Source organism: Aeromonas sp. ASNIH5 (assembly GCF_002902865.1).
Lineage (GTDB): Bacteria > Pseudomonadota > Gammaproteobacteria > Enterobacterales > Aeromonadaceae > Aeromonas > Aeromonas caviae.
Genome location: NZ_CP026122.1, coordinates 512,510 through 537,754, shown reverse-complemented (window position 1 = coordinate 537,754; position 25,245 = coordinate 512,510). Strand labels below are relative to the sequence as shown.

The window sequence follows — 25,245 nt, the reverse complement described above, 5'->3', positions numbered from 1 at the left end:
CCCGCCCTCCTGTTTTCCTTATTTCACGGCATTCGAACCATGGCTTACTCTACTTTTTGCCAGACCCAAAACGATCAGCTCAAGGAGCCGATGTTCTTCGGCCAGTCGGTCAACGTGGCCCGTTATGATCAGCAAAAGCACGACATCTTCGAGCGGCTTATCGAGAAACAGCTCTCCTTCTTCTGGCGCCCGGAAGAGGTGGACGTCTCCCACGACCGCATCGACTTCCAGGCTCTGCCGCCCCACGAGCAGCACATCTTCATCTCCAACCTGAAGTACCAGACCCTGCTGGATTCCATTCAGGGCCGCAGCCCCAACGTGGCCCTGCTGCCCCTGGTCTCCATCCCGGAGCTGGAGACCTGGATCGAGACCTGGGCCTTCTCCGAGACCATCCACTCTCGCTCCTACACCCACATCATCCGCAACATCGTCAACAACCCGGGCCAGGTGTTCGACGACATCGTGACCAACGAGCAAATCTTGAAGCGCGCCGGCTCCATCAGCCACTTCTATGACGATCTCATCGAGGCCACCTCCGTCTATCACCTGCACGGTGAGGGAACCCACCGGATCGGGGATTGCGAAGTCACCATCAGCCTGCGGGAGCTCAAGAAGAAGCTCTACCTGTGCCTGATGAGCGTCAACGCCCTCGAAGCAATCCGCTTCTATGTGAGCTTCGCCTGCTCCTTCGCCTTCGCCGAGCGTGAGCTGATGGAGGGCAATGCCAAGATCATCAAGATGATCGCCCGTGACGAAGCGCTGCACCTGACCGGCACCCAGCACATGCTGAACCTGATGCGCAGCGGCAACGACGACCCCGAGATGGCGGAGATCGCCGTCGAGTGCGAGCAGGCCTGCTTCGAGCTGTTCAAGGAAGCGGCCCTGCAAGAGAAGGAGTGGGCCGAGTACCTGTTCCAGGACGGCTCCATGATCGGCCTGAACAAGGACATCCTCTGCCAGTACGTGGAATACATCACCAACCTGCGCATGGCGGCCGTCGGCCTGCAACCGGCCTTTGCCGGCACCAAGCAGAACCCCATCCCCTGGATCAACACCTGGCTCTCCTCCGACAACGTGCAGGTGGCGCCCCAGGAAGTGGAAGTAAGCTCCTATCTGGTGGGTCAGATCGACAGTGAAGTGCACGCCGACGATCTGGGTGACTTCGAGCTGTGATGCAAGGCGACCTCTGCTGGCAGACCATGATGCGGGAGAGCGACGTCCGTGAGTGACGCCACCGCCACCCTGAACGCCCCCCTGCATACCGCCACCACGGCGCCGGAGGGGCAAGCCCCCCAGGTACAGACCCTGGACGGTGTGCTGCACCCCCATCCCGGCGAAAGCGTGCTGGAGACCCTGGAGCGCCACGGCCATCACGTGGAGTTCCAGTGCCGCAGCGGCTATTGCGGCGCCTGCCGCACCCCGCTGCTGGCGGGCAAGGTGCACTACGCCGCCGTCCCGCTCGCCTTTGTCTCCCAGGGGGAGTGTCTCCCCTGCTGCTGCCAGCCGGTGGGCGCCATCAAGCTCGATATCCGAAAGGGCTGACGGCCCTTGTCGCCAGATCTGCCCCGCAAACAAAAAGCCGCCGGATTGCTCCGGCGGCTTTTTTCATGGGAATGTCCCGTCTCTTGAGGGAAATGAGGGGCCATGGCCCCTCTTACATTACAACCCGGGGGCGTTACAACCAGGGGGCGGCGGTCGGCCCGTGGTGCAGACCCAGCTTCCAGACCCGGCCAAAGTGCTTATAGTGACCGGCCGCGACACCGGCTTTCTCACCCATACCGTGGTAGAGATCGAGGTGGCCCTTCTTCACCGCGCCCCCCACATCCAGCGCAATCAGCAGCCGCAGCTGGTGCTTGCCGGTCCAGTTGCCCTCTTTGTCCAGCAGCGGTACTTCCGCGAGGATCGGCGTGCCCATCGGCAGCAGGGTCTTGTCGGCGGCCACCGCCGCCATCGGCAACAGCGGAATGCCTGCGGCCCCCACCACGTCGTTGGTGGGACGGCGCTCGAAGAAGACATAGGAGGGGTTCTGCTCCACCAGCTCCTTCACGCTCTCTTCCGGCTGACGATTGGCCCACTCCTTGATGGCCTTCATGGACATCTGCTCCTTGGGCACTTCGCCACGGTCGATGAGCACCCGGCCAATGCTGACATAGCCGTGGCCGTTCTTGCCGCTGTAGCCGAGGTACTGCAACCGGTCGTCATCGCCGTAGTGAACGAAGCCGGAACCCTGCACGTCCATCAGGAAGTTGTCGATGAGGGATTTGCTGTAGCCCAGCTCCAGCCCCCGGTTGGCCAGCGCCCCCCGGTGGATCTCGGCCCGGCTCGGGCAGCGACCGCCGCAGTTGGGCATGGCATAGATGGGATACTTGTACTGGGCGTCCGGGCGATGGCGCACCTCCAGCACCGGCGAGTAGTAGCCGGTGAAGAGCACGTTGCCCATGCGGTCGGCACCGCCAAGCTGGGCCAGGCTGATGCCGTACTGGGTGATATGGGCGGGATTGCCCCCATTGGCGACCCAGCGTGAGAGCTGACGGTAGAGCTCCCCATAGCGGCTCGCCATGCGGCCGGAGCGTTCCATCACCATCCGGCTCTGGGGACCGAACTTGCTGTAATCGGCGCGGGCGCGGCTGTTGACCCGCTCCACCCGCACCAGATCCCCCGGCAGGGCACCATCCAGATACTGCTTGCCCAGATTCACAGGGATCTCGCAGTTCAGAAAACATCCGGATTCCGCCTTCTTCTGGGGCACCTTGACCGGTTCAGGGTTGCCCGCACAACCGGCCAGCCCCACCACGGCGGCGGCCAACCAGTACGCATGTCTATTCATATGTCCTCATATAACACCGAGTGTCTTGCACGGCGGGGAAGATGCCAAAATTGCCCGGGGAAAGCAAACGCCTTCACGCCCCCGACGACGGATTTCTCCTGCCGTGATCTTCTGGGTTATAACAAGGTGACAAGGTGTGAGAGGTCATGGATGGAACAGCTCGAAATCTTCCCGCTCCAGAGCCCCTGTGTCGGGGTCTGCGAACTGAACAACAAGGGGTATTGCAAGGGATGCCTGCGAAGCCGCGAGGAGCGTTTCAACTGGCTTGCCATGACCCCTGCCCAGCAGCAGGAGGTGATGCGCCTGTGCCGCAGCCGCAAGGCCAGGGTCGAGGCCGCTCGCCGCAAGGCGCAGGCCGCAGAGGCGGCCGATCCGCCGCCCCCGCCGGGCTGGGATTTTTAAATCCCACGTTGCCCCTCCCCCCAACAAAAAAGGCGGCCCCAGGGCCGCCTTGTCATGAAGGGTGTGTCACGCCGCGATCTCCTCAGGCGGTCGCCAGCTTGGCCTGCTCCTCGCCACGCTTGAGCATGGCGTAGGCCACCCCGGTCACCAGAGAACCGGCCGCGATCGCCAGGATGTACATCATCACATGGCTGATGGCGTTCGGGATGAAGAGCACGAACAGACCGCCGTGGGGTGCCACCAGCTCGCAGCCGAACAGCATGGAGAGCGCACCGGTCAGGGCGCCGCCCGCCATGCAGGCCGGGATGACGCGCATGGGGTCCTTGGCGGCAAACGGGATGGCCCCCTCGGAGATGAAGCACAGACCCAGCACGAAGGAGGCCTTGCCCGCTTCCTGCTCCGCCTTGATGAACTTTCTGCTGGCCAGGAAGGTCGCGATCCCCATCCCCAGTGCAGGCACCATGCCGGCGGCCATGACCGCTGCCATGGGGGCATAGGTCTTGGAGGCGAGCAGGCCGACACCGAAAGCATAAGCCGCCTTGTTGACCGGGCCACCCATGTCGAAGCACATCATGGCGCCGATGATGACACCCAGCAGCACCGCGTTGGCAGAGCCCATGTTGTTGAGGAACTCGGTCATGGCGTTCATGATGCCCGCCACCGGGCCACCCACCACGTAGATCATCACCAGACCGGTGAACAGGCTGGCAAAGAGCGGAATGATGAGGATGGGCTTGAGGGCTTCCAGGGTGACCGGCAGGCGCACCTTGTCGCTCAGGAACTTGGCGCTGTAACCGGCGAGGAAGCCGCCGACGATGCCGCCAAGGAAACCGGCGCCGAGCGAGCTTGCCAGCATACCGGCGATCATGCCGGGCGCCAGACCCGGACGGTCGGCGATGGAGTAGGCGATGTAGCCTGCCAGCACCGGGATCATCAGGGCGAAGGCGGAGCCGCCACCGATCTTCATCAGGGCCGCGGCCAGCGTCCCCTCTTCCTTGAACGCTTCAATGCCGAAGATGAAGGAGAGCGCGATGATAAGGCCCCCCGCCACCACCATGGGCAGCATGAAGGAGACACCGGTCAGCAGGTGCTTGTAGGGGCCCGCCTTTTCCTCTTTCTTGACCGCAGCCGCGCCGCTGTGGCGATAGACCTTCGCCTCGGTCCAGGCCTTGTCGAGCTCGGCCCGGGTTTTCTTCAGGGCAGCCCCCGTGCTGGTGCGATAGACCGGCTTGCCGTCAAAGCGCGCCATGTCCACCTCGATGTCAGTGGCGAGGAACACCAGATCGGCGGCGGCAATCTCGTCCGCCGTCAAGGCATTCTGGGCACCGACCGAGCCCTGGGTTTCGACGCGGATCTGGTGACCCAGCTGCTTGGCCATGGTCTCCAGGGCCTCGGCCGACATGAAGGTGTGGGCCACCCCGGTCGGGCAGGCCGTCACCGCCACGATGCGCTTGGCACCGCTGGCCGGTTTGGCAACCACAGGTGCCGCCTCATGGCGATAGACGCTGGCACCGCTTCGCGCGGCTTCCAGCAGGGCAGCGGGATCCTGGAGCGCCAGATCCATGTCGCCCCGATAGAGCGACTTGCCGTCATAGGCGGCCAGATCCACCGGTGCGCTGGCAACGACCAGCACCAGGTCGGCGGCGGCAATCTGCTCTTTCGAGGGAACCTGACGGGGCTGCACGCTGGACTCGACGTCGAGGGTGAGCTCCCAGCCAGCCAGTTTGGCCTGCTGTTCTATCCGTTTTGCAGCGAGAAAGCTGGTGGCAATGCCCGCCGGGCAAGCCGTAACCAGAATTGCTTTCATTGGGCATCTCCTGAGTTAGCCATCAAATGGGGTTGGGGTTGAGTCGGTGCCAGATCATCCAGACGCTGTACGCGCACCTGCTCGAGTAACGGTTTGAGCACATTGATATCGTTGAAGCCGACCGCGACCTGGCTCACCGCCAGTGCCGAGACGGCGGTGGCCAGACGCAGGGTCTGCTCCGGCGTCCAGTCCAGGCTCATGCCATGGACCAGGCCCGCCACCAGGGAGTCGCCGGCACCCACGGTGCTGACCACCTCCATGCGCGGCGGAATCGCCTGCCAGGTGGCATCCGGTGCAAACCAGATGAGGCCGTCGGCACCATTGGAGATCACCACGTTGGGGATCCCGCTTGCCTGCAGCGCGCGGGCGCACTCGGCCTGCTCGCTCAGGGTCTTCACGGGGCGACCGGCCCACTGGCTCAGCTCTTCCAGGTTGGGTTTGACCAGCGTCGGCGCCGCCTTGATCCCTTCGCTCAACGCCGCGCCGCTGCAATCGAAGATCACCTGCTTGCCCTTGGCTTTGAGCAGGCGAATGAGGCGCGCGCAGTAATCGGGGGCCACCCCTTTGGGCAGGCTGCCCGCCAGCACGAACCAGTCGGAGTGGGGAGCCAGTCGCTCCAGCGCCGCTTCCAGGGCGCTGACATCGCCTTCCTGCACGGCGAGTCCCGGCAGATTGAGATCGGTCACCCGGCCGGATTGTTCGGAGATCTTGACGTTGATCCGGGTGTCGCCCGCCACGCGCACGAAGTGATCGGCAAGGGCACGTTCCTCGAACAGGGAGACGAAGCTCTGCTGGTTGCCCTCACCGAGCCAGCCGGTCAGGCCTACGTCACGGCCGAGATCTTTCAAGACCATGGCAACGTTGATCCCCTTGCCCGCTGCGCGCAAGTTGGCCTCGCTCACCAGATTGACCTCGCCAGGGTGCATGACCTCCAGACGGGTGGTGAGATCGAGCGCGGGATTGAGGGTGATGGTGACGATGTCCATCAGTGCGCCCCCTCGCCCAAGCCGGCGGCAATGGCTTCGCCAATGCCCTTGAGGGCTGCTTCGGCATCCGCCCCTTCGGCGCGAAACGCCAGACGATGACCGCACTTGACCCCAAGCCCGATCACCTTCATCAGGCTCTTGGCAGAGACGGCTTCACCGCTGCCATCGAGGTTGGCGACGCGGATGTCGGATTCATACTCCTTGGCCACCTTGACCAGCATGGCGCCCGGACGGGCGTGCAGACCGTGGGGGTTGATGATGGTGAAGGTCTCGGACAGCCCGCTCGCCGGACCCGCCTGCAACATGGCAAGACCGTCGTTGCCAGAGAGGGTGGCCAGCTGGCCGGCTGCGGCCAGCTTGGCCAGATTCTCGAGTTGCGGCAAATGGCCGCTATCTGCGGCACATAGCAGCAGCAGGGCGCTGACCGGCAATTCACCGACGTTCAGCGGGGTGCTCGGGGTGGCCAGCACCCAACCGGTCTGGGCCGCTTGCGCACGGGCCAGCCAGATGCCCTCCCCCAGGTGAACAGGCTGACTGGCCAGGAGGGCGCTCACCATGGCGGCGTCTCCCCAGCCTGCGGATTTGGCGCGGGCCACAGCCCCCAGCAGCAACTGGTCCTGGTCGTCGGCCGGGAAGTCCGCCAGGGTCAGGTATTGCACCTCTTTGGCGCCAGTCGCGCCAGTCAGGATATTGATGATGGTCTCTTCGTCGGTCGCCCCCTTGAGCTGGGCTGCGGCCTGCTCGTCACCCAGCACGTGGGTGAGCTGGCGCAAGATCCCCAGGTGCTCGTCGGACTTGGCGGCGATACCGATGGCGACGTAGGCAATCTGCCCCTCGTCCCACTCGATGCCGTGGGGGAACTGGGCCACCATGACGCCGGTGCTCTTCACCAGATGACGGGTGTCCGTGGTGCCGTGGGGAATGGCGATACCGCTGCCAAGATAGGTGGCGTGTTGCGCTTCCCGCGCCAGCATGCCGTCCACGTAACCTGCTTCAACCAGACCGGCGTCGGTCAGTTTGCTTGCCAGCAGGGCGATGGCGTCCGCCTTGGTCGTCACCGATTGTCCCAGCAGGATTTGCTGTCGCGCCAACTTCAACATAGAGATTCTCCATCAGGTCCGGCTTCACCTCGCGGCGTACCGGCTCAACTCAACTCGATTTTTGGGTAACTTGCCTGCTGACAATAGACGGTGATCTCTCGCTTTGGTGAGCCGGAACCCATTTCCAAGTGCAGATAATCATCCGTTACTGACAAGCTGAATCGTTTCACTTACACTCAGACTGAATCGTTTCAGCGCATTGTTCAAGATCCCGCAGAAAGTACGTTTCAATGATATGATCCCGCGCACACTTTTCGGCGCCCCAACCAGGAACCGGCGCGGGCCTTGCAACTCAAACAGAGCCAACATGATGAAACTGGATGAAATCGCCGCGCTGGCCGGTGTCTCTCGCACCACCGCCAGCTATGTGATCAATGGCAAGGCCGATCAATACCGCATCAGCCAGGCAACCCGCGACAAGGTGATGGCCGTGGTCCATGCCCACAACTATCAGCCGGACAGCCGCGCCGCTTCCCTGCGCGGCGGCCAGACCCGCACCCTCGGCTTCATCCTGCCCGACCTCGAAAACGCCAGTTACGCCAAGCTCGCCAAGCGCCTGGAGCAAGGGGCCCGCACCCAGGGATATCAGTTGCTCATCGTCTGCTCGGAGGACGATCCGGACACCGAAAAGGAGCTGGCCCGGATGCTGGTGAGCCGCCATGTGGACGCGCTCCTGGTGGCAAGCTGCCTCCCCCCGGCGGATCCCTTCTACCTGGAGCAGCAGTCCAGGGGCGTGCAGATCCTCGCCATCGACCGTGCCATGGCCACCGAGCACTTCGTCACCGTGGCGAGTGAAAACCAGAAGGCGAGCCTGGACCTCACCGCCTCCCTGCTCACCCCGGCCATCGGTCATATCGCCTTGATTACTGCACTGCCGGAACTGACGATCAGTCAGGAGCGAAAAGCGGGCTTCGAACAGGCGATTGCCAGTCACAGTGCGACCCGCCACCTGTGTGAAGGGGCCCACTTCTCGCGCACCGAAGGGTATCGCCTGATCAAGACGCTCCATCAGCAGCTCGGCCAACTGCCCGAGGCGCTGATCACCACCTCCTACATCCTGATGGAGGGGGTGCTCGACTACCTGCTGGAGCAGGAGGCCGACATGAGCCAGCTCGCCATGGCTACCTTCGGGGATGACCGCCTGCTCGATTTCCTCCCCTTTGGCATCAACTCCCTGCCCCAGCAGCACGACGCCCTGGCAAGCCAGGCCCTGACGCTGGCCCTCAAGGCGGTCAATGGCGACTACCAGAGCGGCCTGCACTATGTGAGCCGTACCCTCAAACGCCGCCGCTGACCCGGCAACGACGCACCACCCCGGGGGCGGCCCGCAGTGCCAGCCCCTGAGCCTCCTCCCCCACACCTGCTTGTGTTCTCCCCTGTTGTCTCAGCTTTTGCCCTTCGCCTTCTGGCTTTGAGGTGATCTGCCGGGCGGCAACCCCGCGCCAGGGCACGTTTATCGGCGCCTCGGCTCGCTATAAGTGAAAATGATGGCTTTTGGGAGTATGACCCGATGTTTGCTTATATCGGGCCAGTCGCACCACCAGGGCCCCGTGTTACCCTCTGCAAGCCCTGTTGCCGCCAACGCGGGCGCTCTCGATGTCGACCCGCAACGCAGCCTGACGGGTAGCCTCCCCCTGAGGGGCGCGTTTTTTCGGCGCATGGCGCAATGTGTCACTTTTTATTGCCACCCTTCGGCTTGCTACAGCACAAAATCCGCTTTTAAGGGGTTGTTTCCGCCATTTCAATCCGCTAACTTGGCAACCAATTTTTACAACTGACAGGTTTCAGGTACAGATGTATCCACACCGATATTGCTAGCCTCCGGCTTTTCCCCGGAGGCGTCTCCCGACACAGCCAACTGGCTCTCTCTTGTTTGCAACAGCGCCCTCACTTTCGGATGGATGACATGAATACCAAGACCCTGGGTTGTACCCTGTTGATTGCCGGCACCACCATAGGCGCCGGCATGCTGGCCCTGCCGCTGGCCTCCTCGTCCCTGGGCGGCCCCGCCACCCTGATGCTGATGATCGGCCTCTGGGCCCTGATGGCCTTCACCGCCATGCTGCAGGTGGAAGCCAGCCTCAGCACCGGCAAGTGGTACCTGCACCAGCTGGCGGATCACCTGCTCGGCCCCTGGGGCAAGGGCATCGCCTCCTTCTGCATCCTGATGCTGTTCTACGCCCTGGCCTCCGCCTACATCAGCGGCGGCAGCAGCCTGCTGGCCCAGGCACTGGCCGATGCCGGCCTTCCCCTCGGCCAGGAGCAGGCGGCCTGGGTCTTTACCCTGCTGTTTGGCGGCATGGTGTGCGTCGGCACCAGGCAGGTGGATTACCTCAACCGCCTGATGTTCACCGTGAAGCTGGTGATCATGGTGGCGGTGCTGGCGCTGCTGCTGCCCCGCGCCCAGGGGCAGCACCTGCTCTCCATGCCCCTCGGGGAAGGCTTGCTGCTGGCGGGCCTGCCGGTCATCTTCACCTCCTTCGGCTTCCACGGCTCCATCCCGAGTGTCATGCTCTACCTCGGGGACAACCCCAGGCAGTTGCGCCGGGTCTTCGTGTGGGGCTCCGCCTTGCCGCTCGTGCTCTACGTACTGTGGCAGGTCGCCATACTGGGGCTGCTGGGCCAGCAATCCCTGATCCAGACCGGCGGCGCCCTGGATAGCCTGCTGGCCAACGTCGGCGGCCTGGTGAGCTGGCCCGCCTTCAACCAGGCGATGCATCTGTTCGCCGATCTCGCGCTCGCCACCTCCTTCCTCGGGGTGACCCTGGGACTGTTCGACTTCATGGCCAAGGTGACCCGTCGCAAGGACAACTGGCAGGGCCGCACCCAGACCGGCCTCATCACCTTCGTGCCGCCCCTGCTGTTCGCCCTCTACTTCCCGCAAGGCTTCATCATGGCGCTCGGTTACGCCGCCATTGCGCTGGCGGTGCTGGCGGTGCTGCTGCCGGTGGCCCTGGTGTGGCAGAGCCGCAAGCAGGCCGAAGCAGACCACTACCGCGTCCCGGGTGGCGTGCTGGCTCTGGGTCTGGCCGGTGCCATGGGGGTACTCATCGTCGGGGTACAGGTCAGCGTCAGCATGGGGCTGCTGCCCGCCCTCTGATCTCCCCGACCCGACAAACAGAAACGCCGCAAAGAGACACGCCCCGCCAACCCAGTTGACGGGGCGTTTCATTGGCACGGGCTCACTTGGCCGACCCGCGCCCCTCCTCGCGAAATCCATCCAATAATGAACATTTGAGTGCAACCATGTATAGATATGTACATGACTGCGCCCCTGCCCTACACTGCTTAGCAGACAACCCACGATCCCGTGCCCGTCTGGCACGCCAACCCGGGAGGCAACATGGTCGCCACCGCATCTCTTCCCCGGCAACAGCCCGCCGTCGATCCCAGCAAGGCCCTGCCCGTGGTGTTTCGCATCCTGGACAAATGGCAGTGCAGCACGGATGAACAGCTCAGGCTGCTTGGCATTACCTCCCGCTCCACCCTGAACAAGTACAAGGAGGCCAGCGGCGGCATTCGGCTGAGCGCCGATCTCCAGGAGCGGATGAGCTATCTACTCAACATCCACAAGAGCCTGCGGCTGCTGTTCAGCCTGGATGAGAGCATCTATGGCTGGGTGCGCAAACCCAACAGCCACCCCTTCTTCGCCGGGCGCAGCGCCATGGAGGTCATGCAGGGTGGGCGGGTGGCCGATCTCTACGAAGTGGCCACCCGGCTGCACGCCTGGCGCGGGGAGATGGCCTGATGTCCTCCCCGCCCTTGCGCGCCTTCCACAATACCTGCGCCTATCGCATCATTCCGAGCCGCTTTCCCCCCATCTGCCTCTATGAAGACGTCGCTACCGCCGACGAGCTGGAGGCGGTCTGGGCCGTCGAGGCCCTGACCAACGACAGGCTGAGGGAAGAGGCGGGCGAGCTGATGCGGGTGCCCAGGGAAGACTGGCTGGTGGGGCTGCCCGGCGGCAGCTATGTGATGGCCGCCTTCACCCACCTCAATCCCGAGGGTGCCCGTTTCACCACGGGGGACTTTGGCGGCTACTATTGTGCCCCCTCCCTCGACACCGGCATCAAGGAGACGGTCTACCACAGGGAGCGGATCTTCGGGTACACCCGGGAGCCGGCCCAGAAGGTGCAGATGCGGGTGATCCAGGCGCAGTTCAGCGCCAGCCTCATCGACATCACGGGCCCGGCGTTTCTGCCAGGCCCCCTCTATCACGCCACCGATTACGGCCCCGCCCAGGCCTTCGCCCGGGAGCAGAAGGTCGCCGGGGCGGACGGCATCCACTACCGCTCGGTGCGCCACCCCGGTCACGACTGTCACGTGCTCTATCGCCCCCGTCTGGTCAGCCGGGTGGACCACGCCCGTCATCTGGAGTACCACTGGAGCGGCGAGGCCATCACCCATGTGCTGGAAATCCGCCTCTACGGTGAATAGCGTCTACCAGGACAAAAAAAGCCCCGCCAGATTGGCGGGGCTTTTTGTATCAACCGAACAGTGGGGGAGCCTGGCTCCCTGACCGCTTACTGGTTGTGGCTGGCGCGACGGGGACGACGGGCCTGGGCCGGTTTGGCGGCGCCGCCTTCCGGACGCTGACCGCCCTGGGGCTTGGGCTTGCCACCGTTGCCGGAGCGATTACCGCCGCCATTGCCACCGTTGGCAGAACGACCGGCACCCTGACGCTGGCCCTGACCTTGCGGACGCGGCGCACGGCGCTGCTCGCTCGGATCCCGCGGCTCTTTGCGAAGCGGCGCGCCGATGCCACGGGCGATGTTGTCGAGGGTCTCGCGGGAGGCTTCAAAACCGGCCACCTGCTCGCACGGAATGTTCTGCTTGGTCAGACGCTCGATGGCCTTGATGAGCTTGCCTTCATCGGCCGCGACCAGGGAGATGGCGTGACCGGCGGCGCCGGCACGACCGGTACGGCCGATACGGTGCACGTAATCTTCCGCCACGTTCGGCAGCTCGAAGTTGACCACCTGCGGCAGTTTGTCGATGTCCAGACCACGGGCGGCGATGTCGGTCGCCACCAGCACCTTGACGCTGCCATCCTTGAAACCGGCCAGGGCACGGGTACGGGCACCCTGGCTCTTGTTGCCGTGGATGGCGGCAGCGCTGACGCCGTTCTTGTCGAGGGTCTCGGCGACGCGGTTGGCCATGTGCTTGGTACGGGTGAACACCAGCACCTGCTGCCAGTCGTTGCTGGTGACCAGGTGGCTCAGCAGGGCAATCTTGTTGGCCTTGTCACAGGGGTGTACCAACTGCTCGATACGCTCGGCGGTGCTGTTGCGCGGGGTCACTTCGATCACCGCCGGGTTGTCCAGGAGGCCAGTGGCCAGCTCACGAATTTCGTCGGCAAAGGTGGCGGAGAAGAGCAGGTTCTGGCGCTTCTTCGGCAGCAGGGCCAGAATGCGGCGGATGTCGCGGATAAAGCCCATGTCGAGCATGCGATCCGCTTCGTCCAGTACCAGGATCTCCACTTCGTCGAACTTGACGGCGTTCTGGTTGTAGAGATCCATCAGGCGGCCCGGGCAAGCCACCAGCACGTCCAGACCACGGCGGGTCGCCATCATCTGGGGGTTGATGCTCACGCCGCCGAATACCACGTGGCTGCGGATCGGCAGGTGTTTGCCGTAGTTGCGCACGCTCTCGCCCACCTGGGCGGCCAGCTCGCGGGTCGGGGTCAGCACCAGGGCGCGGATGCGGTTCGGGGAGACCTTGCTCTTGCTTTCAGTCAGACGCTGCAGCATCGGCAGGGTGAAACCTGCGGTCTTGCCGGTCCCGGTCTGGGCGGCGGCCATCAGATCACGGCCAGCCAGTACCGCCGGGATCGCTTGTTGCTGAATGGGAGACGGGGTGTCGTAGCCTTGCTCGGCAACGGCACGCAACAAGGGTTCGGCCAGACCGAGGGAAGTAAAACTCATAGTTACCTGCTAGGGATAGGGGCGCCAAAGATCGTGGTGGGGCTCCTCTGCTGAGCCGATGCCATCTCACAGGATCCGGGCCTATAGAGAAAACAACGATTTCCCCGGGGAGCAGAGCAAAGGGGAAAGAATAGAGGCGCAGTCTAACGGAGTTGGCGCACTTAGACGAGGAAAATGTGATGCATCTCCCAGCGCGGCTGGAAATAGCGACAAAGGCAGGACAAAATGGCCCGAATCGCCGTATGTATCAAAGCCCCTGCACAGCCTGCGGGGGACGGCGCGATACACGGAACAGGAGGTTTTGATTGAAACGGAAGTTCACCCCCACCGCCCGGCGCATGCTGGGCCTCGTCTTGCCCCTGCTCTTCGCCCCGCCCCTCGTCGCCAGGGAGACCCTGTCGGTGGCCTGGAGCCACTGGCCCCCCTTCAGCCAGATCGCTGCCGACGGCACCCTCGGCGGACTGGACGTGACCCTGACCCGCCAGATCCTGGGCAAGGCAGGCGTTGAGCCCGCCTTTCGCAACCTCCCCTGGGCCCGGGCCCTCTACCTCATGGAGCGCCAGCAGCTGGACGTGGCCATGGGCGCCCTGAAAACCCCCGAGCGGGAGCGGTTCGCCCGCTTCTCCGCCCCCTATCGGCGCGCCAGCTTCGTGCTGCTGAACCAGCGCCCGCAGGCCGGGGAGCCCGACAGCTGGCAAGGGTTCACCGAGCTGGCAACCCTGTGCCAGGCCAAGGGGCTTCGACTTGGCAAGCTGCGGGGTACCCGCTCCCTGCCGATGAACGAGGAGTGCCCTGCCCTCGGGCAGGCGAGTGAATACAACAGCGATGACAGGCTGCTCACCCTCTTGCTGGCGCGCCGCCTCGACGGCGTCATCATGGAGTGGCAATACGCCCGCTACCGGCTCGGCCAGCTCGGGGCGAGCGACGCCATCCAGTGTCAGGTGCTCTTGCACCAGCAGCCGGTGCGCCTGATGTTTGCCAAAGAGGCCGTGAACGATGAGGCGCTCGCCCGCATTGATGCCGCCATCGCCACCCTGCCCTCACCGGACCCCGCCTTTGCACCGCCCCGCTGCCGCCAGGACGCAACCCGGCACCCATCGCTCTCGACGCCATCGGCCCCCTGACGCCGACGCCGGCAAAAAAACCATGAAAAAGGCGACCCTGGGGTCGCCTTGTCGTTCCTGGTGATCACTCACCCTGCCCGCAGCATGATCAGCGCAGTTGCGGGGTCTGGGTGTGCACGCCCTGGTTCTGGGCGCGGTGGCGCAGCAGGTGATCCATCAGCACCAGGGCCAGCATGGCCTCGGCGATGGGCACGGCACGGATGCCGACGCAGGGGTCGTGACGACCCTTGGTGATCATCTCGGTGGCCTCACCACTGGTGGTGATGGTCTTGCCCGGCACCGTGATGCTGGAGGTGGGCTTGAGGGCCATGCTCACCACGATCTCCTGACCCGACGAGATGCCCCCCAGGATGCCCCCCGCATGATTGCTGGCAAAGCCGGTCGGAGTCATCTCGTCCCGGTGCTCCGAGCCTTTTTGCTCCACCACCGCGAAGCCGTCACCGATCTCCACCCCTTTCACCGCGTTGATGCCCATCATGGCGTGGGCGATGTCGGCGTCGAGGCGGTCGAACACCGGCTCCCCCAGGCCCACCGGCACGTTGCGCGCCACGACGCACACCTTGGCCCCCACGCTGTTGCCCTCTTTCTTGAGGGCACGCATGTATTCATCGAGCGCCTCCAGCTTGCCCGCATCGGGGAAGAAGAAGGGGTTCTGCTCGATCTGGCTCTCGTCGAACCCTTCCGCCTTGATGGGGCCGAGCTGGGAGAGAAAACCCACGATCTCGATGCCGTGCACCTGTTTCAGGTACTTCTTGGCGATGGCCCCCGCCGCGACCCGCATGGCGGTCTCGCGGGCCGAGGAGCGGCCGCCGCCACGGTAGTCACGCTGGCCGTACTTCTGGTGATAGGTGTAGTCGGCGTGGCCGGGTCGGAACAGATCCTTGATCTCGGAGTAGTCCTTGGAGCGCTGATCGGTGTTCTCGATGAGCAGCCCGATGGAGGTGCCGGTGGTCTTGCCCTCGAACACCCCGGAGAGGATCTTCACCTCGTCCGCCTCGCGGCGCTGGGTGGTGTAGCGGGACGTACCGGGCTTGCGCCTGTCCAGATCCCCCTGCAAATCGTCTTCGCTTATCTCCAGCCCCGGCGGGCAGCCGTCGACCACGGCGCCCAGCGCCAGACCGTGGCTCTCGCCGAAAGTGGTGACCCGAAAGAGTTGGCCGAAACTGTTCCCTGCCATGAATGCTCCTTGCTGCTTAGTTCTTGTAAATGGCGAAATGGGCCTGGTACTGCTCGAGCTCTGCGCGGGTCATCACAAAGACGCCGTGGCCGCCGTTTTCGAACTCGACCCAGGTGAAGGGCACCTCGGGGAACTGGGCTTCCAGGTGGATCATGCTGTTGCCCACCTCGACCACCAGCACCCCATCCTCTTTCAGGAAGTCGGCGGCATTGGCCAGCAGACGCTTGGTGAGCTTGAGGCCGTCGGAGCCCGACGCCAGGGCCAGCTCCGGCTCGTGGCGAAACTCCTCCGGCAGATCCGACATGTCCTCGGAGTCCACATAGGGCGGGTTGGAGACGATGAGATCGTACTTGTCACCGGCCGGCAGATCCCGGAACAGATCGGAGCGAATGGGGATGACCTGCTGCTCCAGCCCGTGATCGTTGATGTTGCGCTCGGCCACGTTGAGGGCATCGACGCTGATGTCGATGGCATCCACTTCCGCATGGGGGAACTCGTGGGCCATGATGATGGCGATGCAGCCGGAGCCGGTGCACAAGTCCATGATCCGGGTCGGTTCGTCTTTCAGGAAGGGGGCGAAGCGGTTGGCCACCATCTCGGCGATGGGGGAGCGCGGAATGAGCACCCGCTCGTCCACATAGAACTCCCAGCCCGCATACCAGGCCTTGTTGGTCAGATAGGGCGCCGGAATGCGCTCCTGCACGCGGCGGATGATGAGCTCGGCGATGCGGTGGCGCTCGCTGGTGGTCAGGCGGGAGTGGCGCATGCCCGGATCCACGTCCGGCGGCAGATGTAACGCGGGCAGCACCAGTTGCACGGCCTCATCCCAGGCGTTGTCGGTACCATGTCCGTAGAAGATCCCGGCGTCGTTGAAACGACTCATGGCCCAGCGCAACATGTCCTGGATGGTGTGCATTTCGGCAACCACCTCATCGATAAATATCTTGTCCAAATCCACCTCCAAGTCGAGTAATATCCGGCCCGAGAATTTTATACAGCGAGCAAGACGAGTACCTGATGAAAAAATCGCCCTCACCCACAGACGAGGAAAGCCTGCTGTTTCGTGATGCTGTCAAAGGTACCCGGAAAATTAAGCAAGATACCATAAGGGCCTCCTCAAGCCCGGTCAAGCAGAAACGCGAAGTGCGCGAGAGCCGCGAAAAGCTTGGGGTTGACCACTTTTTCAGCGACGAGTACCAGCCCCATCTCGAGGCGGACGGGCCGACCCGTTACGTGCGCGACGACGTGTCAAAATTCGAGCTGAAAAAGCTCAAGCGCGGCAGCTACCCGCCGGAGATTTATCTGGATCTGCACGGCATGAACCAGCACCAGGCCAAGCAGGAGCTGGCGGCCCTGCTCACCCTGTGCCGAAAAGAGAACATCCACGTCGCCTCGGTGATGCACGGCATCGGCAAGCACATCCTCAAGCAGCGCATCCCGAGCTGGCTGGCCCAGCACCCCGCTGTGCGCGCCTTTCACCAGGCGCCGCGGGAGTGGGGTGGCGAGAGCGCCATCCTGGTGCTGCTGGACATCGAGGAGTGACCCCCTTCCCCGCCCCGCCTTGCCCCGGGCGAACGCCATAAAAAAACCACCGCCAGCTTGCGGTGGTTTTTTCTTGGCGCCCCACAGGGGTCAGCCGGCGGCTTCCATATGGCGCTTGAAGTTATCCAGGATGCTCTGCCACCCCGCCCGCTGCTGTTCGCCGCTGTGCAGGGACTCGGCATCGAACCGCTCCTCCACCCGGGTGCCCCCTTGCTCTGCCACGAACCGCACGCTCACCTCGCGGCCATCGTCCATGACGTAGCCGAGCCCCGTCGGCGCGGTGACCTCGGTGAAGGTCCCCTCGAAATCAAACCCCGTGCTGCCATCCCGCGCCGCCATGTGGTGGCAAAAACGCCCACCCACCCGCAGATCCACCCGGCTTTGGGGGCAGTGCCACTGCGGGGAGGCGGCGTTCCACGCCATGATGCTGGCGGGGGTGTTCCAGCCCTGCCACACATCGGCAATCGGCCTGGCAACCCAGACGCTGACGCTTATCTTCATCTCTCTGCTCCTCTGGCTTTCCTGCACGTTTTGCACTGTGGCACTGTCATGCCACGCCGGGCGCATCGGGCTGCGCCAAAAAGTGGGCCACCAGGGCATTGGCATGGCCGTGACCCATGGCGTGTTCGTCCTTGAGCCAGGCCACCAGGGCCATGTGTTTGCGCTCCTCCCGCCCTGCCAGCAGGGTCAGCCAGTGGACGATGGGCTGGCCGTATTTCTGCTCGATGGCGGGAAAATAGGAGGCAGGCCCCTTCACCTTCGGTTGTTCATCCATGATGGCTTCTCCTCGGGGTGAGTACAGGCTCAGGGTTTGGGGGCGAACTGCTCGAACACCTGCTGTCCGGTCAGGGTCGGGGTGTCGTTCTTGAGGGCATAGAAGTCGGGCTTCTCGTCGATGAAGATCTGCCCGGTGAGCTCGAACCCCTGATCCTGAAACAGGCCGGCGGAGAGGATGTACTCGTCCGTCGGCAACAGATGGTAGAAAAGATGGGTGCCGCAGGTGGGGCAGAATCCGCGCTCCGCCCACTCCGACGAGCGGTAGGCCACCGGGGTCATCCCGGTGAACCGCACGCCCTTGCCCCCGTGCACCGCGAACATGGGCCCCCCTGACCAGCGCCGGCACATGGCGCAGTGACACAGGTTGACCTCCTTGTGATCGCCGCTCGACACGGTGATCCCGCCACACAGACAATGCCCTTCCATGATGCCTCCTGAGAGTTGGGACGACAGACCGGGCGAACGGGTGCTCGCCTCCTTGCCGCACCAGATGAAGTAGCACGGGATCCGGGGGGCGGCAACTGACCATTCCGGGGCCTCACCGCGGGTCTGAGACTCCCGGAGCGGGAAAATCCCCCTCTTTATTCACCTCATGAATGACTTAACACACCCCATGCACCGGATAAATAATGGTCAGGTTCCCTCCTGCAAGGCGATGCGATTCCCCTCGCAATCCCGACACTCCGCCACCCGGAGGCTCTCCCCGACCCGGGTGACGGGATAGAGACAGGCCCCGCCCGATGCCAGCGCCCGGGCCATGGCCCCCTCGATGTCAGGCACCCGCAGATAGATCCGGGTGCCATCCAGGCTCGGCACATAGCTCTCCCCCTTCGCCAGGGCGCCGGAGCAGCCCGCCGTGCCACCTTCCAGGGGAAAGAGCGCCATCTCGTTGCCATCGATCTGCACCCGCTCCAGCACCGTCTCGAAGACCCCCTCATAGAAGCGGATGGCTCTCTCCAGATCCTGTACCGGAATTTCAAAATGAATGGCGATGTTCATGGTCATCCTCCCTCGGTGTGAACCCGCAGGCTATCAGTGCCAAAAGAGGCGCAGCAAGCCAGCGCGGCGATCAACAAGGGAGGCGCGCGGCCTCCCCGGAGTGCTTGCTCTTGCGCCGACTCTCAGGTTACCGGTGCCCAAGGGTCCCCCTTGCCCGGCTCGTTGCCCTGGGTCCACCACTTGGCCTGATAGATGATCCCCTTGTGGCTCACCTTGTTGCCGGCGGTGTAGACCTTGCCCGCGTCCCAGGCGGGCACCCCGTCCACCGGCGGCGTGCCGGGGTCGACCGGGGCCGGATCCAGCGCGGCCACCACCCGTACCTTGGGCCAGCTGGCGTGGGAGCCGTAGAAGTTGGTCACGCACTTCTCGTAATCCCCCGGTACCAGTGCCGAATAGGCGGTCTGGTACCCCACCAGATCGCACTCGAAGGAGTAGCCGCCGGGTCTGTCCGGGTAGTATTTCCAGTTGCCGTCCCAGTTGGTGTAGAGCACGTCGGTGGCGCCGTTGAGGTTGAGGCTGCCATAGGGGGTCTGCTGCCAGCAGGTGTTCTTCTCGTCCGCCAGCAGCGGGATCCCGTAGTGGGCCGCGAGCCCCTCCCAGTAGCGGATGCGGTTGACCGGCTGGCCCTTGTTCTTGTTCTGCTCGCCGCACTCGATGCCACCGTTGATGATGTTGATGGTGGTGCCAAAGCCGTAGCCGATGCCCGCCGCCAGCTCACGCTGGGAGGGCACCCAGGTCCGGTCGATGACGTGCAGCATGGCGGGTTTGGGAGCCTGGGGCGTCAGGAAGAACCAGATGGCGGAAGCGAGGTTGAGCCAGGAGTCCGCCACTAGCCCGGGGTTGTTGAGGAGCACAGAGGCGTCGCCTTCGAACATGGCCTCGGAGAAGGCGCCGTAGTTGAAGTGATAGGAGAGCTGCTTGGCGCCGCGACCGAAATAGCCCTGACCGGTGCTGCAGGGCCAGCGCCGGTTCTGCCAGTCACTCTGGCCACACCCCGTGGTGTAGCCGGTCTGCCCCTCAGACCAACCCATCTCCCGCACGTGCACCAGGGCCTGTTGCCACTCCTCCAGCCCAAGGGGGTTGTCGGAGACATTCTCCTTGGCAATGTGGCCGCCGGTCTCCTGGGCAAAGTGGGCGAAGGCGGTGATGATGGACTTCTTGCAGATGGCGTCCGCATTGCGCCCGTCCGTGTAGTCGCCGCAGAAGGCGGGGAACTTGCCCACCGCCCGCAGGAAGCGCTCGTAGGTGTACTCCGGGGCGGCCATCTGGGTCAGGAACTCCCAGTCCGATTCGGTGAAGACCCGCTCGACCCGCTTGACGTTGTCCGGGTTGCCGGGGGCGCGTGCCACGATGGCCTCCACCACCGAATTGGGCCGGGTGGCCAGGGCGTGGGACCAGATCCCGTACATGGGGTTGGCGGTCTTGGCCTGGGCCGCACTGGCAAGATCCGCCGCCGCCATCACATAGCCGCCGCTGTTCTGGGGATCGGGCTGGATTGTCATGGCGCTCTGGCCGGGCAGTGCCCAGACGAGGGCAACCAGGCAGGCGGTACGCGTGAGCATGAACATGGGTAACCATCCTTGTCTTGAAAATGTCAGGGCGAGCATAGGCATCCTGACAACTAAATTCACGACAAGAATTAAGAATTTGGCGAAATTGTGAGCCATGCCTCCCTGCACTCAGATGGCGCTCGTTTGCAGGGGGATCCAGCCCCTGGTCTTGCGGCCGCAGCCATCCGACCTGTCCGGACTCTTGCTCAGATCCCCCCTGCGCGCACCGCCCGGATCAGCAGATTGCGCGGGGTCATGGGTTTGGGACAGAAGGTGCCCACCTCGACCCGGTAGCCCTGCTCCTCGAGGAAAAGGGCGCGATCGAGCAGCAGCCAGATTTCCAGGGGACGGCGAAACAGGTGGCGCACCAGCTCCATGCGGGCGACATCGCCAAAGCGCCGCTCCCCCTGTGCCAGCAAGGCGGCGTAGTCGAGCCCCGCGGGCAAGCTCATCCCCTTGCGCTCGGCGGCCCAGTGGCAGAAATCCTCGAAGCCCCCGGTCAGCAGGCTCTTTTGCAGGTTGGGCACCGGCAGGTACTCATCCACCCCGCGCACCTGGCGCTGCAGGCAGTCAAAGGCGAGGCGCCACACCACCTCCCGCTCCCGCAACCGGGCGATGCGGGCGCCGCCGGTCACCGTCTCCTGCAGCGGCAGCTTCAGGTCGCTCTTGCCAAGGCGCAGGGCACTGGCCCTGGCGGCCCGGGAGAGGGGCGCATAGTGCTCTCCCCTGATGAGGTGGTAGCAACACGGGGAGAGGGTCACCCCCTGGGCGCCCCCCTCGGCCACCCGCATCAGCAGATGGGTGTGCAGATCGCCGCAGGCATGGAGCGCCATGGCGTGATGGTGCGGGGCGATGAGGGCCCCGGACTCGGTGGCAAAGGCATCCGCCTCCACGAACCGCATGTTGGCGCCGTCGCGCGCGGCGAGCCGCCGCCCCTCCTCGCAGAGCGCCCCCTGCCACTCCAGGCTCAGGATCTCGGCGCCACGGTGCAGCGACACCAGGCGTCCCAGATGCCCCTTGCCGGCGCACCACTCCAGATAGGGACCTTGGTGGGGGGGCAGACAGCCGGTGAAGGCCTCTATCTGCCCCTGCTTGCGTCCCGGCATGTACATCGCCATGGCCCTGGCGCACTGGACGGGCTCGGGGGCGAAAGGGGCAAGCTCGCCGAGAGCCTGCAACTCGGCCCCCGCCGGGATCCAGGGGGCGAGTAGGGTGCAGAGCGCATCCATGTCCCCGTCGAGGTGCGCTATCTCGTCAAGGGTCAGGGCTGCCAGGCACTTCGCAAGGGCTGGCTCCTCGCCGGCAAAGGCGATCCCCAGGTGGTGATAGGGCTGGTATTGCCACCAGCGTCGCTCGGCGGTGAGCAAGCAGTCCAGTTGTCGAAAACGGTGGGCCAGCACGGTAAACCTGTCCTTTGGCGCAAAAAGGGAGGCTCATTCTAGCGATCTGCCGTCAAAAAGCACTCGCCTGTGCGCCTCTGGTAGCCTGACAAAAAGCAGGGATTTGTGCTATATTCCGGCCCCTCATTCGCGCAGCCCGCCACGGCGAGCCGCTTTACCCCTATAAACGGAACCCAATCATGACCATCAATGCCATCCTGCAAGCCCGTGCAAATGCCAAATGCGAGCTGTGTGGCGCAGAACATGCGCTGACTGCCTTCCCGGTGCCGCACTCCCCCGCCAGCGACGACGACCACAGCGTGGCCCTCTGCGCCACCTGCCGCGGCCAGCTGGAGCAGCCGGACACCACGGAGGTGAACCACTGGCGCTGCCTGGGTGACAGCATGTGGAGCCAGGTGCCGGCGGTGCAGGTGATGGCCTGGCGCCAGTTGAAGGCCCTCGTCGCCCGGGGCGAGCTCTGGGCCCAGGACATGCTGGACATGATGTACATGGAAGATGAGGTCAAGGCCTGGGCAGACGCCGGCGTGACCAGCGACGATGACGACAGCGTACCGACTGTCGACTCCAATGGCGCCGTGCTGGTGGAAGGGGACTCCGTCACCCTGATCAAGGATCTGGACGTCAAGGGCGCCGGCTTCACCGCCAAGCGCGGCACCCTGGTCAAGGGCATTCGCCTGACCAACAACCCGCTGCACATCGAGGGCAAGGTCAACGGCATGCAGATCGTGCTGGTGGCCGCCTACCTGAAGAAGGCCTGATTCCGACCCCTTCAAGCCAGAAGCGCCCCCAGGGGCGCTTTTTTGTTGCCTCTGTTTCCCACCGTTCGGGTGGCACCCGCGGGAAACTGGACTATCCTGCAAACCAGTTCCGCGGTATGCCCCTCCCCTGACTGTCAGTGCGCCAATGGAGAGGGCCTTCCCGGCACGCATGGAAAGACCCCGGGCACCCTGATCCCCATGGCGCCCACGAGACCAAGGAGCCGCCCCATGGCCAGCAAGAAAGAGATCAAGAAGAAGATCGCCGCCCGCCAGGCGAAAATCGCCAAGCACGAAGGCAAGATCAAGAAGCTGAAAAAAGCCCTGAAATAGGGGCTGACAACCATTAAAACCGCCTGATGGCGGTTTTTTCATTACTGCGTTGGCCGCAAGGCGCGTCGAGTGGCCATGACTGCCAATCTCCGGCTAGCACCAATACTTCCTGTTCCAACCACAATCCCTTTTCGATCAGATATATAAGGACCTCTTCCAGTTGCTTGCCATGCTCACTCACCACGGGGACCTCCTCCCATGGGATCTTGCCTCTGCTGATCGGTTGCCCCTCCAGACGGCGGATCAGAGTGCGGGCATAGTGATGAACATAGGCCATCAAGGTGTCGGGTAGCCAAAGAGCCAACGGACGACGAAGGGCATGGGCCAGCTCGTTAGCGATATCCAATCCGCGCTGATCCAGATCGCCAAAATGGGCCCAGGGTACGGCAGCCGGCAACAGCGGGAATACCTGACGTGCCAACTTGGTATTGCGGCCAGGCACATAGAGCAACAACTCCCCCACTTGCAGCGGGTAATCCACGAAAGCTCCCTTGTTCTCCACCGTGACCAGTTGCCGCCCCTGCCACTCAATGCCATGTAACTTACTCAAGCAGCGCTCCGGTAAGACCAGCTCTCCCAATAGTGCCAGTTGCGCCCTCATGTCGTGGCGCAGTCCGTCCTTGTCGATGAGTGACAACGGGCTCAGCGTGCGAAGTCGAATCACTTCATCCTGTGTCAGCGTGATGTCGATAGCATCATTATCTGGATCTATCCCGCTCTTGCTGTCCCCATGCCAGAGGGCATGAAAACTGGCCTGGTTTAGATGTGCGGGCAGGTCCACCCCGAGAGCCCGTATCGTGTCACGCCTGTCCGGCATCACTGGTGCAACCTGTGCCAGCTGTGCTGCGAGATAATTCCTTCCAGCATCGGTCAACACATGACGAGCCCCTCGTCCCACTGGCTTGACTCCACCCACAGCCTGCAGGAGATCTCTCAACTCACGGCCATGCTTGCTATCGAGTGAATATCCCTGGTTATTAGTGTCTGCCAGCAAGCGGGCACAGAGATCCTGCACACGACGCTCATCAAAAAGTGACATCCTCCCCCCCTCTTTCATTGCGGTTCCATATGGCCAAGTAGAGGGGATCTTTCTGTCCACAACCGTGACCTGTCTCGCACCAAAGGAAGATCGCTCTTTCAAACCGTCACCCGTCCACAAGCTCGTGGCAGGATGGTCAGCGGTTACGATTGGCAATCCATCGACATCGGTGAAATCAGTATGCTGCGACGCCATTAGTTGACCGGCGAGAAAAAAGACAGCTTATCTGCGATGTGAAGGCATCATCAAAAACTGCCTTCATGCGGTTTTTTTATACATATCCTTGCCTATTGCATTTCCAGCCGCAGACCATGCTGCACCTGATTGCTCTCGCCTGGATCCTCTTCGGGGCCGGGAGAGACGCCGCTGGACGACTCGTCAAAGAGGCTGGCATCATGCCAGCTTTGACGCCAAGGATGTGCTCATGAACCCGAATACCTGGATGCTGTTTGCGCTAGCCTATCTGCTGGCGACCCTGACTCCTGGCCCCAATGTGCTGCTGGTGGTCAAGAACGGTCTGCAACACGGCTGGCGCGCCGCCCTTGTCAGCATCCTCGGCAACCTGGGGTGCCAGGCCATCCTCATCGGTCTGGTCGCCATGGGGGTGGGGGCCCTGCTGCAAACCCTGCCTCCCCTCTTTGTCGCCCTCAAGCTGGCGGGGGGTGGCTACCTGGTGTATCTGGGCTACAAGGCGCTGCGCGCGGCCAATACCAATGCCCAAGGGCTCTCTCCCTCCACCGCTCGGGGACGCACCAGAACCACCCTCTCCTTGTTGCGAGAAGCCTTTCTGGTCTCCGCCAGCAACCCCAAGACCATCGTCTTCCTCTGCGCCCTGCTGCCCCAGTTCCTCGATCACCAGAGTCCGCTGACGCTGCAGTTCATCACCATGTACCTGACCATCTGCGCCATCGTCAGCCTGGTGCATCTGTGCTATGTCGCCCTGGCCAGGCGCGCCGGTCGCTATTTCAAGCCAGGTCGCAGCGAGCGCCTCGTTGGCCGCATCACCGGCGGGCTCTTCATCACCCTGGGCGGCGCCATCCTGCTCAGTGGTCGTCCCTGATCCCTGTGCCTCACCGCGGCTGACATTATCTGCACCATCGGCGCCGCTTGGGCGCCGCGGATCCCGGCCACCGGGGCTAGAGTTGTAGGCGTGTCTGTATATGAGCCTGCGGTGGAGCGCCATATGTATTCCTACACCCTCACCTTCCGGGAGGAGGCCGACAAGCTGACGGCCCCCGAACACGAGATCCGCTTGCAAAGCCCGGCACAGGCCGGTGATTTCATCATTCTCTCCGATGGCAGTCGCCATCAGGTGATGTTCGTCACCCACCGCGCCCACTACAGCAGCCTCTACCTCGACAAGGGGGTCCGCATCCCCCAGAGCTGACGCAGACATCGTCTTTCGCTCCCTCCTGCTATGGTGAGAGAGGGCTGCAGCTCGCCAACGCAAACCCCTTGCCGCCCAGGTTCACGCCATCAACCACAAATACGCCGAGCAGCTGG

26 protein-coding genes are annotated in these 25,245 nt (G+C 63.6%); 12 read left to right on the top strand and 14 right to left on the bottom strand.

Annotated features, from left to right (window positions below):
* The first annotated feature begins 39 nt into the window (after positions 1-39).
* On the top strand, positions 40-1,173 hold the full coding sequence (gene nrdB / locus C2U30_RS02345) for a class Ia ribonucleoside-diphosphate reductase subunit beta (RefSeq protein ID WP_103243091.1): 1,134 nt from the start codon (positions 40-42) through the stop codon (positions 1,171-1,173).
* 48 nt (positions 1,174-1,221) lie between these two features.
* The gene (yfaE, locus tag C2U30_RS02340) at positions 1,222-1,542 is read left to right on the top strand and encodes a class I ribonucleotide reductase maintenance protein YfaE (RefSeq protein WP_042863899.1); all 321 of its coding nucleotides are present in this window, start codon (positions 1,222-1,224) and stop codon (positions 1,540-1,542) included.
* Between the two features lie 133 nt (positions 1,543-1,675).
* On the opposite strand, the gene mltA is transcribed toward yfaE, so the two are convergent.
* Positions 1,676-2,827, bottom strand: a complete 1,152-nt coding sequence (gene mltA / locus C2U30_RS02335; RefSeq protein WP_029314565.1) for a murein transglycosylase A — start codon at positions 2,825-2,827, stop codon at positions 1,676-1,678.
* Between the two features lie 150 nt (positions 2,828-2,977).
* Between mltA and C2U30_RS02330 the strand changes: the two genes are divergently transcribed.
* On the top strand, positions 2,978-3,229 hold the full coding sequence (locus tag C2U30_RS02330; RefSeq protein ID WP_039040754.1) for a DUF1289 domain-containing protein: 252 nt from the start codon (positions 2,978-2,980) through the stop codon (positions 3,227-3,229).
* A gap of 82 nt (positions 3,230-3,311) precedes the next feature.
* Here the strand turns inward: C2U30_RS02330 and fruA are convergent, their stop codons facing one another.
* From fruA to fruB, 3 genes are read right to left on the bottom strand one after another with little or no spacing between them, the layout of a single operon-like run.
* Positions 3,312-5,036, bottom strand: coding sequence for a PTS fructose transporter subunit IIBC (gene fruA / locus C2U30_RS02325; protein ID WP_103243090.1), 1,725 nt, complete (start codon positions 5,034-5,036; stop codon positions 3,312-3,314).
* Positions 5,033-6,022 carry a 1-phosphofructokinase gene (pfkB, locus tag C2U30_RS02320; RefSeq protein WP_103243089.1) on the bottom strand — a complete coding sequence of 330 codons (990 nt, stop codon included), beginning with the start codon at positions 6,020-6,022 and terminating at the stop codon, positions 5,033-5,035. Before pfkB ends, fruA begins: the two co-directional genes overlap by 4 nt.
* The gene (fruB, locus tag C2U30_RS02315) at positions 6,022-7,122 is read right to left on the bottom strand and encodes a fused PTS fructose transporter subunit IIA/HPr protein (protein ID WP_103243088.1); all 1,101 of its coding nucleotides are present in this window, start codon (positions 7,120-7,122) and stop codon (positions 6,022-6,024) included. Before fruB ends, pfkB begins: the two co-directional genes overlap by 1 nt.
* Before the next feature lie 307 nt (positions 7,123-7,429).
* On the opposite strand from fruB, the gene cra reads away from it, so the two are divergent.
* From cra to C2U30_RS02295, 4 genes are all read left to right on the top strand, one after another.
* Complete coding sequence (gene cra / locus C2U30_RS02310) at positions 7,430-8,416, top strand: catabolite repressor/activator (protein WP_010674823.1); 987 nt, start codon at positions 7,430-7,432, stop codon at positions 8,414-8,416.
* 612 nt (positions 8,417-9,028) lie between these two features.
* On the top strand, positions 9,029-10,222 hold the full coding sequence (locus C2U30_RS02305; RefSeq protein ID WP_041211460.1) for an aromatic amino acid transport family protein: 1,194 nt from the start codon (positions 9,029-9,031) through the stop codon (positions 10,220-10,222).
* A gap of 243 nt (positions 10,223-10,465) precedes the next feature.
* Complete coding sequence (locus C2U30_RS02300; RefSeq protein ID WP_041211580.1) at positions 10,466-10,870, top strand: antitoxin Xre-like helix-turn-helix domain-containing protein; 405 nt, start codon at positions 10,466-10,468, stop codon at positions 10,868-10,870.
* Complete coding sequence (locus C2U30_RS02295; RefSeq protein WP_103243087.1) at positions 10,870-11,559, top strand: RES family NAD+ phosphorylase; 690 nt, start codon at positions 10,870-10,872, stop codon at positions 11,557-11,559. The genes C2U30_RS02300 and C2U30_RS02295 overlap by 1 nt, the downstream gene beginning before the upstream one ends.
* Before the next feature lie 86 nt (positions 11,560-11,645).
* Here C2U30_RS02295 and C2U30_RS02290 read toward each other — a convergent pair whose 3' ends face one another.
* Positions 11,646-13,046 (bottom strand): DEAD/DEAH box helicase, encoded by a 1,401-nt coding sequence (locus C2U30_RS02290; RefSeq protein WP_103243086.1) that lies wholly within the window; start codon positions 13,044-13,046, stop codon positions 11,646-11,648.
* A gap of 305 nt (positions 13,047-13,351) precedes the next feature.
* Here C2U30_RS02290 and C2U30_RS02285 point away from each other — a divergent pair, with 305 nt between their 5' ends.
* Entirely contained in the window at positions 13,352-14,170 is an 819-nt protein-coding gene (locus C2U30_RS02285) for a substrate-binding periplasmic protein (protein WP_103243085.1), read from the top strand.
* An 88-nt stretch (positions 14,171-14,258) separates the two neighbouring features.
* On the opposite strand, the gene aroC is transcribed toward C2U30_RS02285, so the two are convergent.
* Both aroC and prmB read right to left on the bottom strand, forming a co-directional pair.
* Positions 14,259-15,347 (bottom strand): chorismate synthase, encoded by a 1,089-nt coding sequence (aroC, locus tag C2U30_RS02280; protein ID WP_042017130.1) that lies wholly within the window; start codon positions 15,345-15,347, stop codon positions 14,259-14,261.
* Positions 15,348-15,363: 16 nt separating this feature from the next.
* Positions 15,364-16,299, bottom strand: coding sequence for a 50S ribosomal protein L3 N(5)-glutamine methyltransferase (prmB, locus tag C2U30_RS02275; protein WP_041211581.1), 936 nt, complete (start codon positions 16,297-16,299; stop codon positions 15,364-15,366).
* A gap of 65 nt (positions 16,300-16,364) precedes the next feature.
* Here prmB and smrB point away from each other — a divergent pair, with 65 nt between their 5' ends.
* Positions 16,365-16,889: an endonuclease SmrB gene (smrB, locus tag C2U30_RS02270; protein WP_103243084.1), complete on the top strand. Its 525-nt coding sequence runs from the start codon at positions 16,365-16,367 to the stop codon at positions 16,887-16,889.
* A gap of 90 nt (positions 16,890-16,979) precedes the next feature.
* On the opposite strand, the gene C2U30_RS02265 is transcribed toward smrB, so the two are convergent.
* The 6 genes from C2U30_RS02265 to C2U30_RS02240 form a co-directional block, all read right to left on the bottom strand.
* Complete coding sequence (locus tag C2U30_RS02265) at positions 16,980-17,390, bottom strand: SRPBCC domain-containing protein (protein WP_042881036.1); 411 nt, start codon at positions 17,388-17,390, stop codon at positions 16,980-16,982.
* 46 nt (positions 17,391-17,436) lie between these two features.
* Positions 17,437-17,664: a DUF4287 domain-containing protein gene (locus C2U30_RS02260; protein WP_042863908.1), complete on the bottom strand. Its 228-nt coding sequence runs from the start codon at positions 17,662-17,664 to the stop codon at positions 17,437-17,439.
* Between the two features lie 29 nt (positions 17,665-17,693).
* The gene (locus tag C2U30_RS02255) at positions 17,694-18,092 is read right to left on the bottom strand and encodes a GFA family protein (protein ID WP_010674834.1); all 399 of its coding nucleotides are present in this window, start codon (positions 18,090-18,092) and stop codon (positions 17,694-17,696) included.
* 207 nt (positions 18,093-18,299) lie between these two features.
* The gene (locus C2U30_RS02250; RefSeq protein ID WP_103243083.1) at positions 18,300-18,665 is read right to left on the bottom strand and encodes a VOC family protein; all 366 of its coding nucleotides are present in this window, start codon (positions 18,663-18,665) and stop codon (positions 18,300-18,302) included.
* Between the two features lie 122 nt (positions 18,666-18,787).
* Positions 18,788-20,233 carry a chitinase gene (locus C2U30_RS02245; RefSeq protein ID WP_103243082.1) on the bottom strand — a complete coding sequence of 482 codons (1,446 nt, stop codon included), beginning with the start codon at positions 20,231-20,233 and terminating at the stop codon, positions 18,788-18,790.
* Between the two features lie 188 nt (positions 20,234-20,421).
* Positions 20,422-21,615, bottom strand: a complete 1,194-nt coding sequence (locus tag C2U30_RS02240; protein ID WP_103243081.1) for a methyltransferase — start codon at positions 21,613-21,615, stop codon at positions 20,422-20,424.
* Between the two features lie 179 nt (positions 21,616-21,794).
* Between C2U30_RS02240 and C2U30_RS02235 the strand changes: the two genes are divergently transcribed.
* Positions 21,795-22,373, top strand: a complete 579-nt coding sequence (locus C2U30_RS02235; protein ID WP_039040739.1) for a PhnA domain-containing protein — start codon at positions 21,795-21,797, stop codon at positions 22,371-22,373.
* Positions 22,374-22,716: 343 nt separating this feature from the next.
* Here C2U30_RS02235 and C2U30_RS02225 read toward each other — a convergent pair whose 3' ends face one another.
* The gene (locus C2U30_RS02225; RefSeq protein ID WP_103244628.1) at positions 22,717-23,742 is read right to left on the bottom strand and encodes a Wadjet anti-phage system protein JetD domain-containing protein; all 1,026 of its coding nucleotides are present in this window, start codon (positions 23,740-23,742) and stop codon (positions 22,717-22,719) included.
* A 424-nt stretch (positions 23,743-24,166) separates the two neighbouring features.
* On the opposite strand from C2U30_RS02225, the gene C2U30_RS02220 reads away from it, so the two are divergent.
* Both C2U30_RS02220 and C2U30_RS02215 read left to right on the top strand, forming a co-directional pair.
* Entirely contained in the window at positions 24,167-24,802 is a 636-nt protein-coding gene (locus C2U30_RS02220; RefSeq protein ID WP_103243080.1) for a LysE family translocator, read from the top strand.
* A 123-nt stretch (positions 24,803-24,925) separates the two neighbouring features.
* Positions 24,926-25,129: a hypothetical protein gene (locus C2U30_RS02215; protein ID WP_039040737.1), complete on the top strand. Its 204-nt coding sequence runs from the start codon at positions 24,926-24,928 to the stop codon at positions 25,127-25,129.
* Positions 25,130-25,245: the final 116 nt, after the last annotated feature.

Excerpts from the sequence above, each read along its gene's own strand:
- C2U30_RS02220 (WP_103243080.1), top strand. The coding sequence starts at position 24,167 with ATGAACCCGAATACCTGGATGCTGTTTGCGCTAGCCTATCTGCTGGCG.
- fruB (WP_103243088.1), bottom strand. The coding sequence starts at position 7,122 with ATGTTGAAGTTGGCGCGACAGCAAATCCTGCTGGGACAATCGGTGACG.
- C2U30_RS02265 (WP_042881036.1), bottom strand. The coding sequence starts at position 17,390 with ATGAAGATAAGCGTCAGCGTCTGGGTTGCCAGGCCGATTGCCGATGTG.
- fruA (WP_103243090.1), bottom strand. The coding sequence starts at position 5,036 with ATGAAAGCAATTCTGGTTACGGCTTGCCCGGCGGGCATTGCCACCAGC.
- C2U30_RS02225 (WP_103244628.1), bottom strand. The coding sequence starts at position 23,742 with ATGTCACTTTTTGATGAGCGTCGTGTGCAGGATCTCTGTGCCCGCTTG.
- nrdB (WP_103243091.1), top strand. The coding sequence starts at position 40 with ATGGCTTACTCTACTTTTTGCCAGACCCAAAACGATCAGCTCAAGGAG.
- mltA (WP_029314565.1), bottom strand. The coding sequence starts at position 2,827 with ATGAATAGACATGCGTACTGGTTGGCCGCCGCCGTGGTGGGGCTGGCC.
- pfkB (WP_103243089.1), bottom strand. The coding sequence starts at position 6,022 with ATGGACATCGTCACCATCACCCTCAATCCCGCGCTCGATCTCACCACC.
- C2U30_RS02255 (WP_010674834.1), bottom strand. The coding sequence starts at position 18,092 with ATGGAAGGGCATTGTCTGTGTGGCGGGATCACCGTGTCGAGCGGCGAT.
- smrB (WP_103243084.1), top strand. The coding sequence starts at position 16,365 with ATGAAAAAATCGCCCTCACCCACAGACGAGGAAAGCCTGCTGTTTCGT.
- C2U30_RS02215 (WP_039040737.1), top strand. The coding sequence starts at position 24,926 with ATGTATTCCTACACCCTCACCTTCCGGGAGGAGGCCGACAAGCTGACG.
- C2U30_RS02305 (WP_041211460.1), top strand. The coding sequence starts at position 9,029 with ATGAATACCAAGACCCTGGGTTGTACCCTGTTGATTGCCGGCACCACC.
- C2U30_RS02290 (WP_103243086.1), bottom strand. The coding sequence starts at position 13,046 with ATGAGTTTTACTTCCCTCGGTCTGGCCGAACCCTTGTTGCGTGCCGTT.
- C2U30_RS02235 (WP_039040739.1), top strand. The coding sequence starts at position 21,795 with ATGACCATCAATGCCATCCTGCAAGCCCGTGCAAATGCCAAATGCGAG.
- C2U30_RS02295 (WP_103243087.1), top strand. The coding sequence starts at position 10,870 with ATGTCCTCCCCGCCCTTGCGCGCCTTCCACAATACCTGCGCCTATCGC.
- C2U30_RS02300 (WP_041211580.1), top strand. The coding sequence starts at position 10,466 with ATGGTCGCCACCGCATCTCTTCCCCGGCAACAGCCCGCCGTCGATCCC.
- C2U30_RS02245 (WP_103243082.1), bottom strand. The coding sequence starts at position 20,233 with ATGTTCATGCTCACGCGTACCGCCTGCCTGGTTGCCCTCGTCTGGGCA.
- cra (WP_010674823.1), top strand. The coding sequence starts at position 7,430 with ATGATGAAACTGGATGAAATCGCCGCGCTGGCCGGTGTCTCTCGCACC.
- C2U30_RS02250 (WP_103243083.1), bottom strand. The coding sequence starts at position 18,665 with ATGAACATCGCCATTCATTTTGAAATTCCGGTACAGGATCTGGAGAGA.
- aroC (WP_042017130.1), bottom strand. The coding sequence starts at position 15,347 with ATGGCAGGGAACAGTTTCGGCCAACTCTTTCGGGTCACCACTTTCGGC.
- C2U30_RS02330 (WP_039040754.1), top strand. The coding sequence starts at position 2,978 with ATGGAACAGCTCGAAATCTTCCCGCTCCAGAGCCCCTGTGTCGGGGTC.
- C2U30_RS02260 (WP_042863908.1), bottom strand. The coding sequence starts at position 17,664 with ATGGATGAACAACCGAAGGTGAAGGGGCCTGCCTCCTATTTTCCCGCC.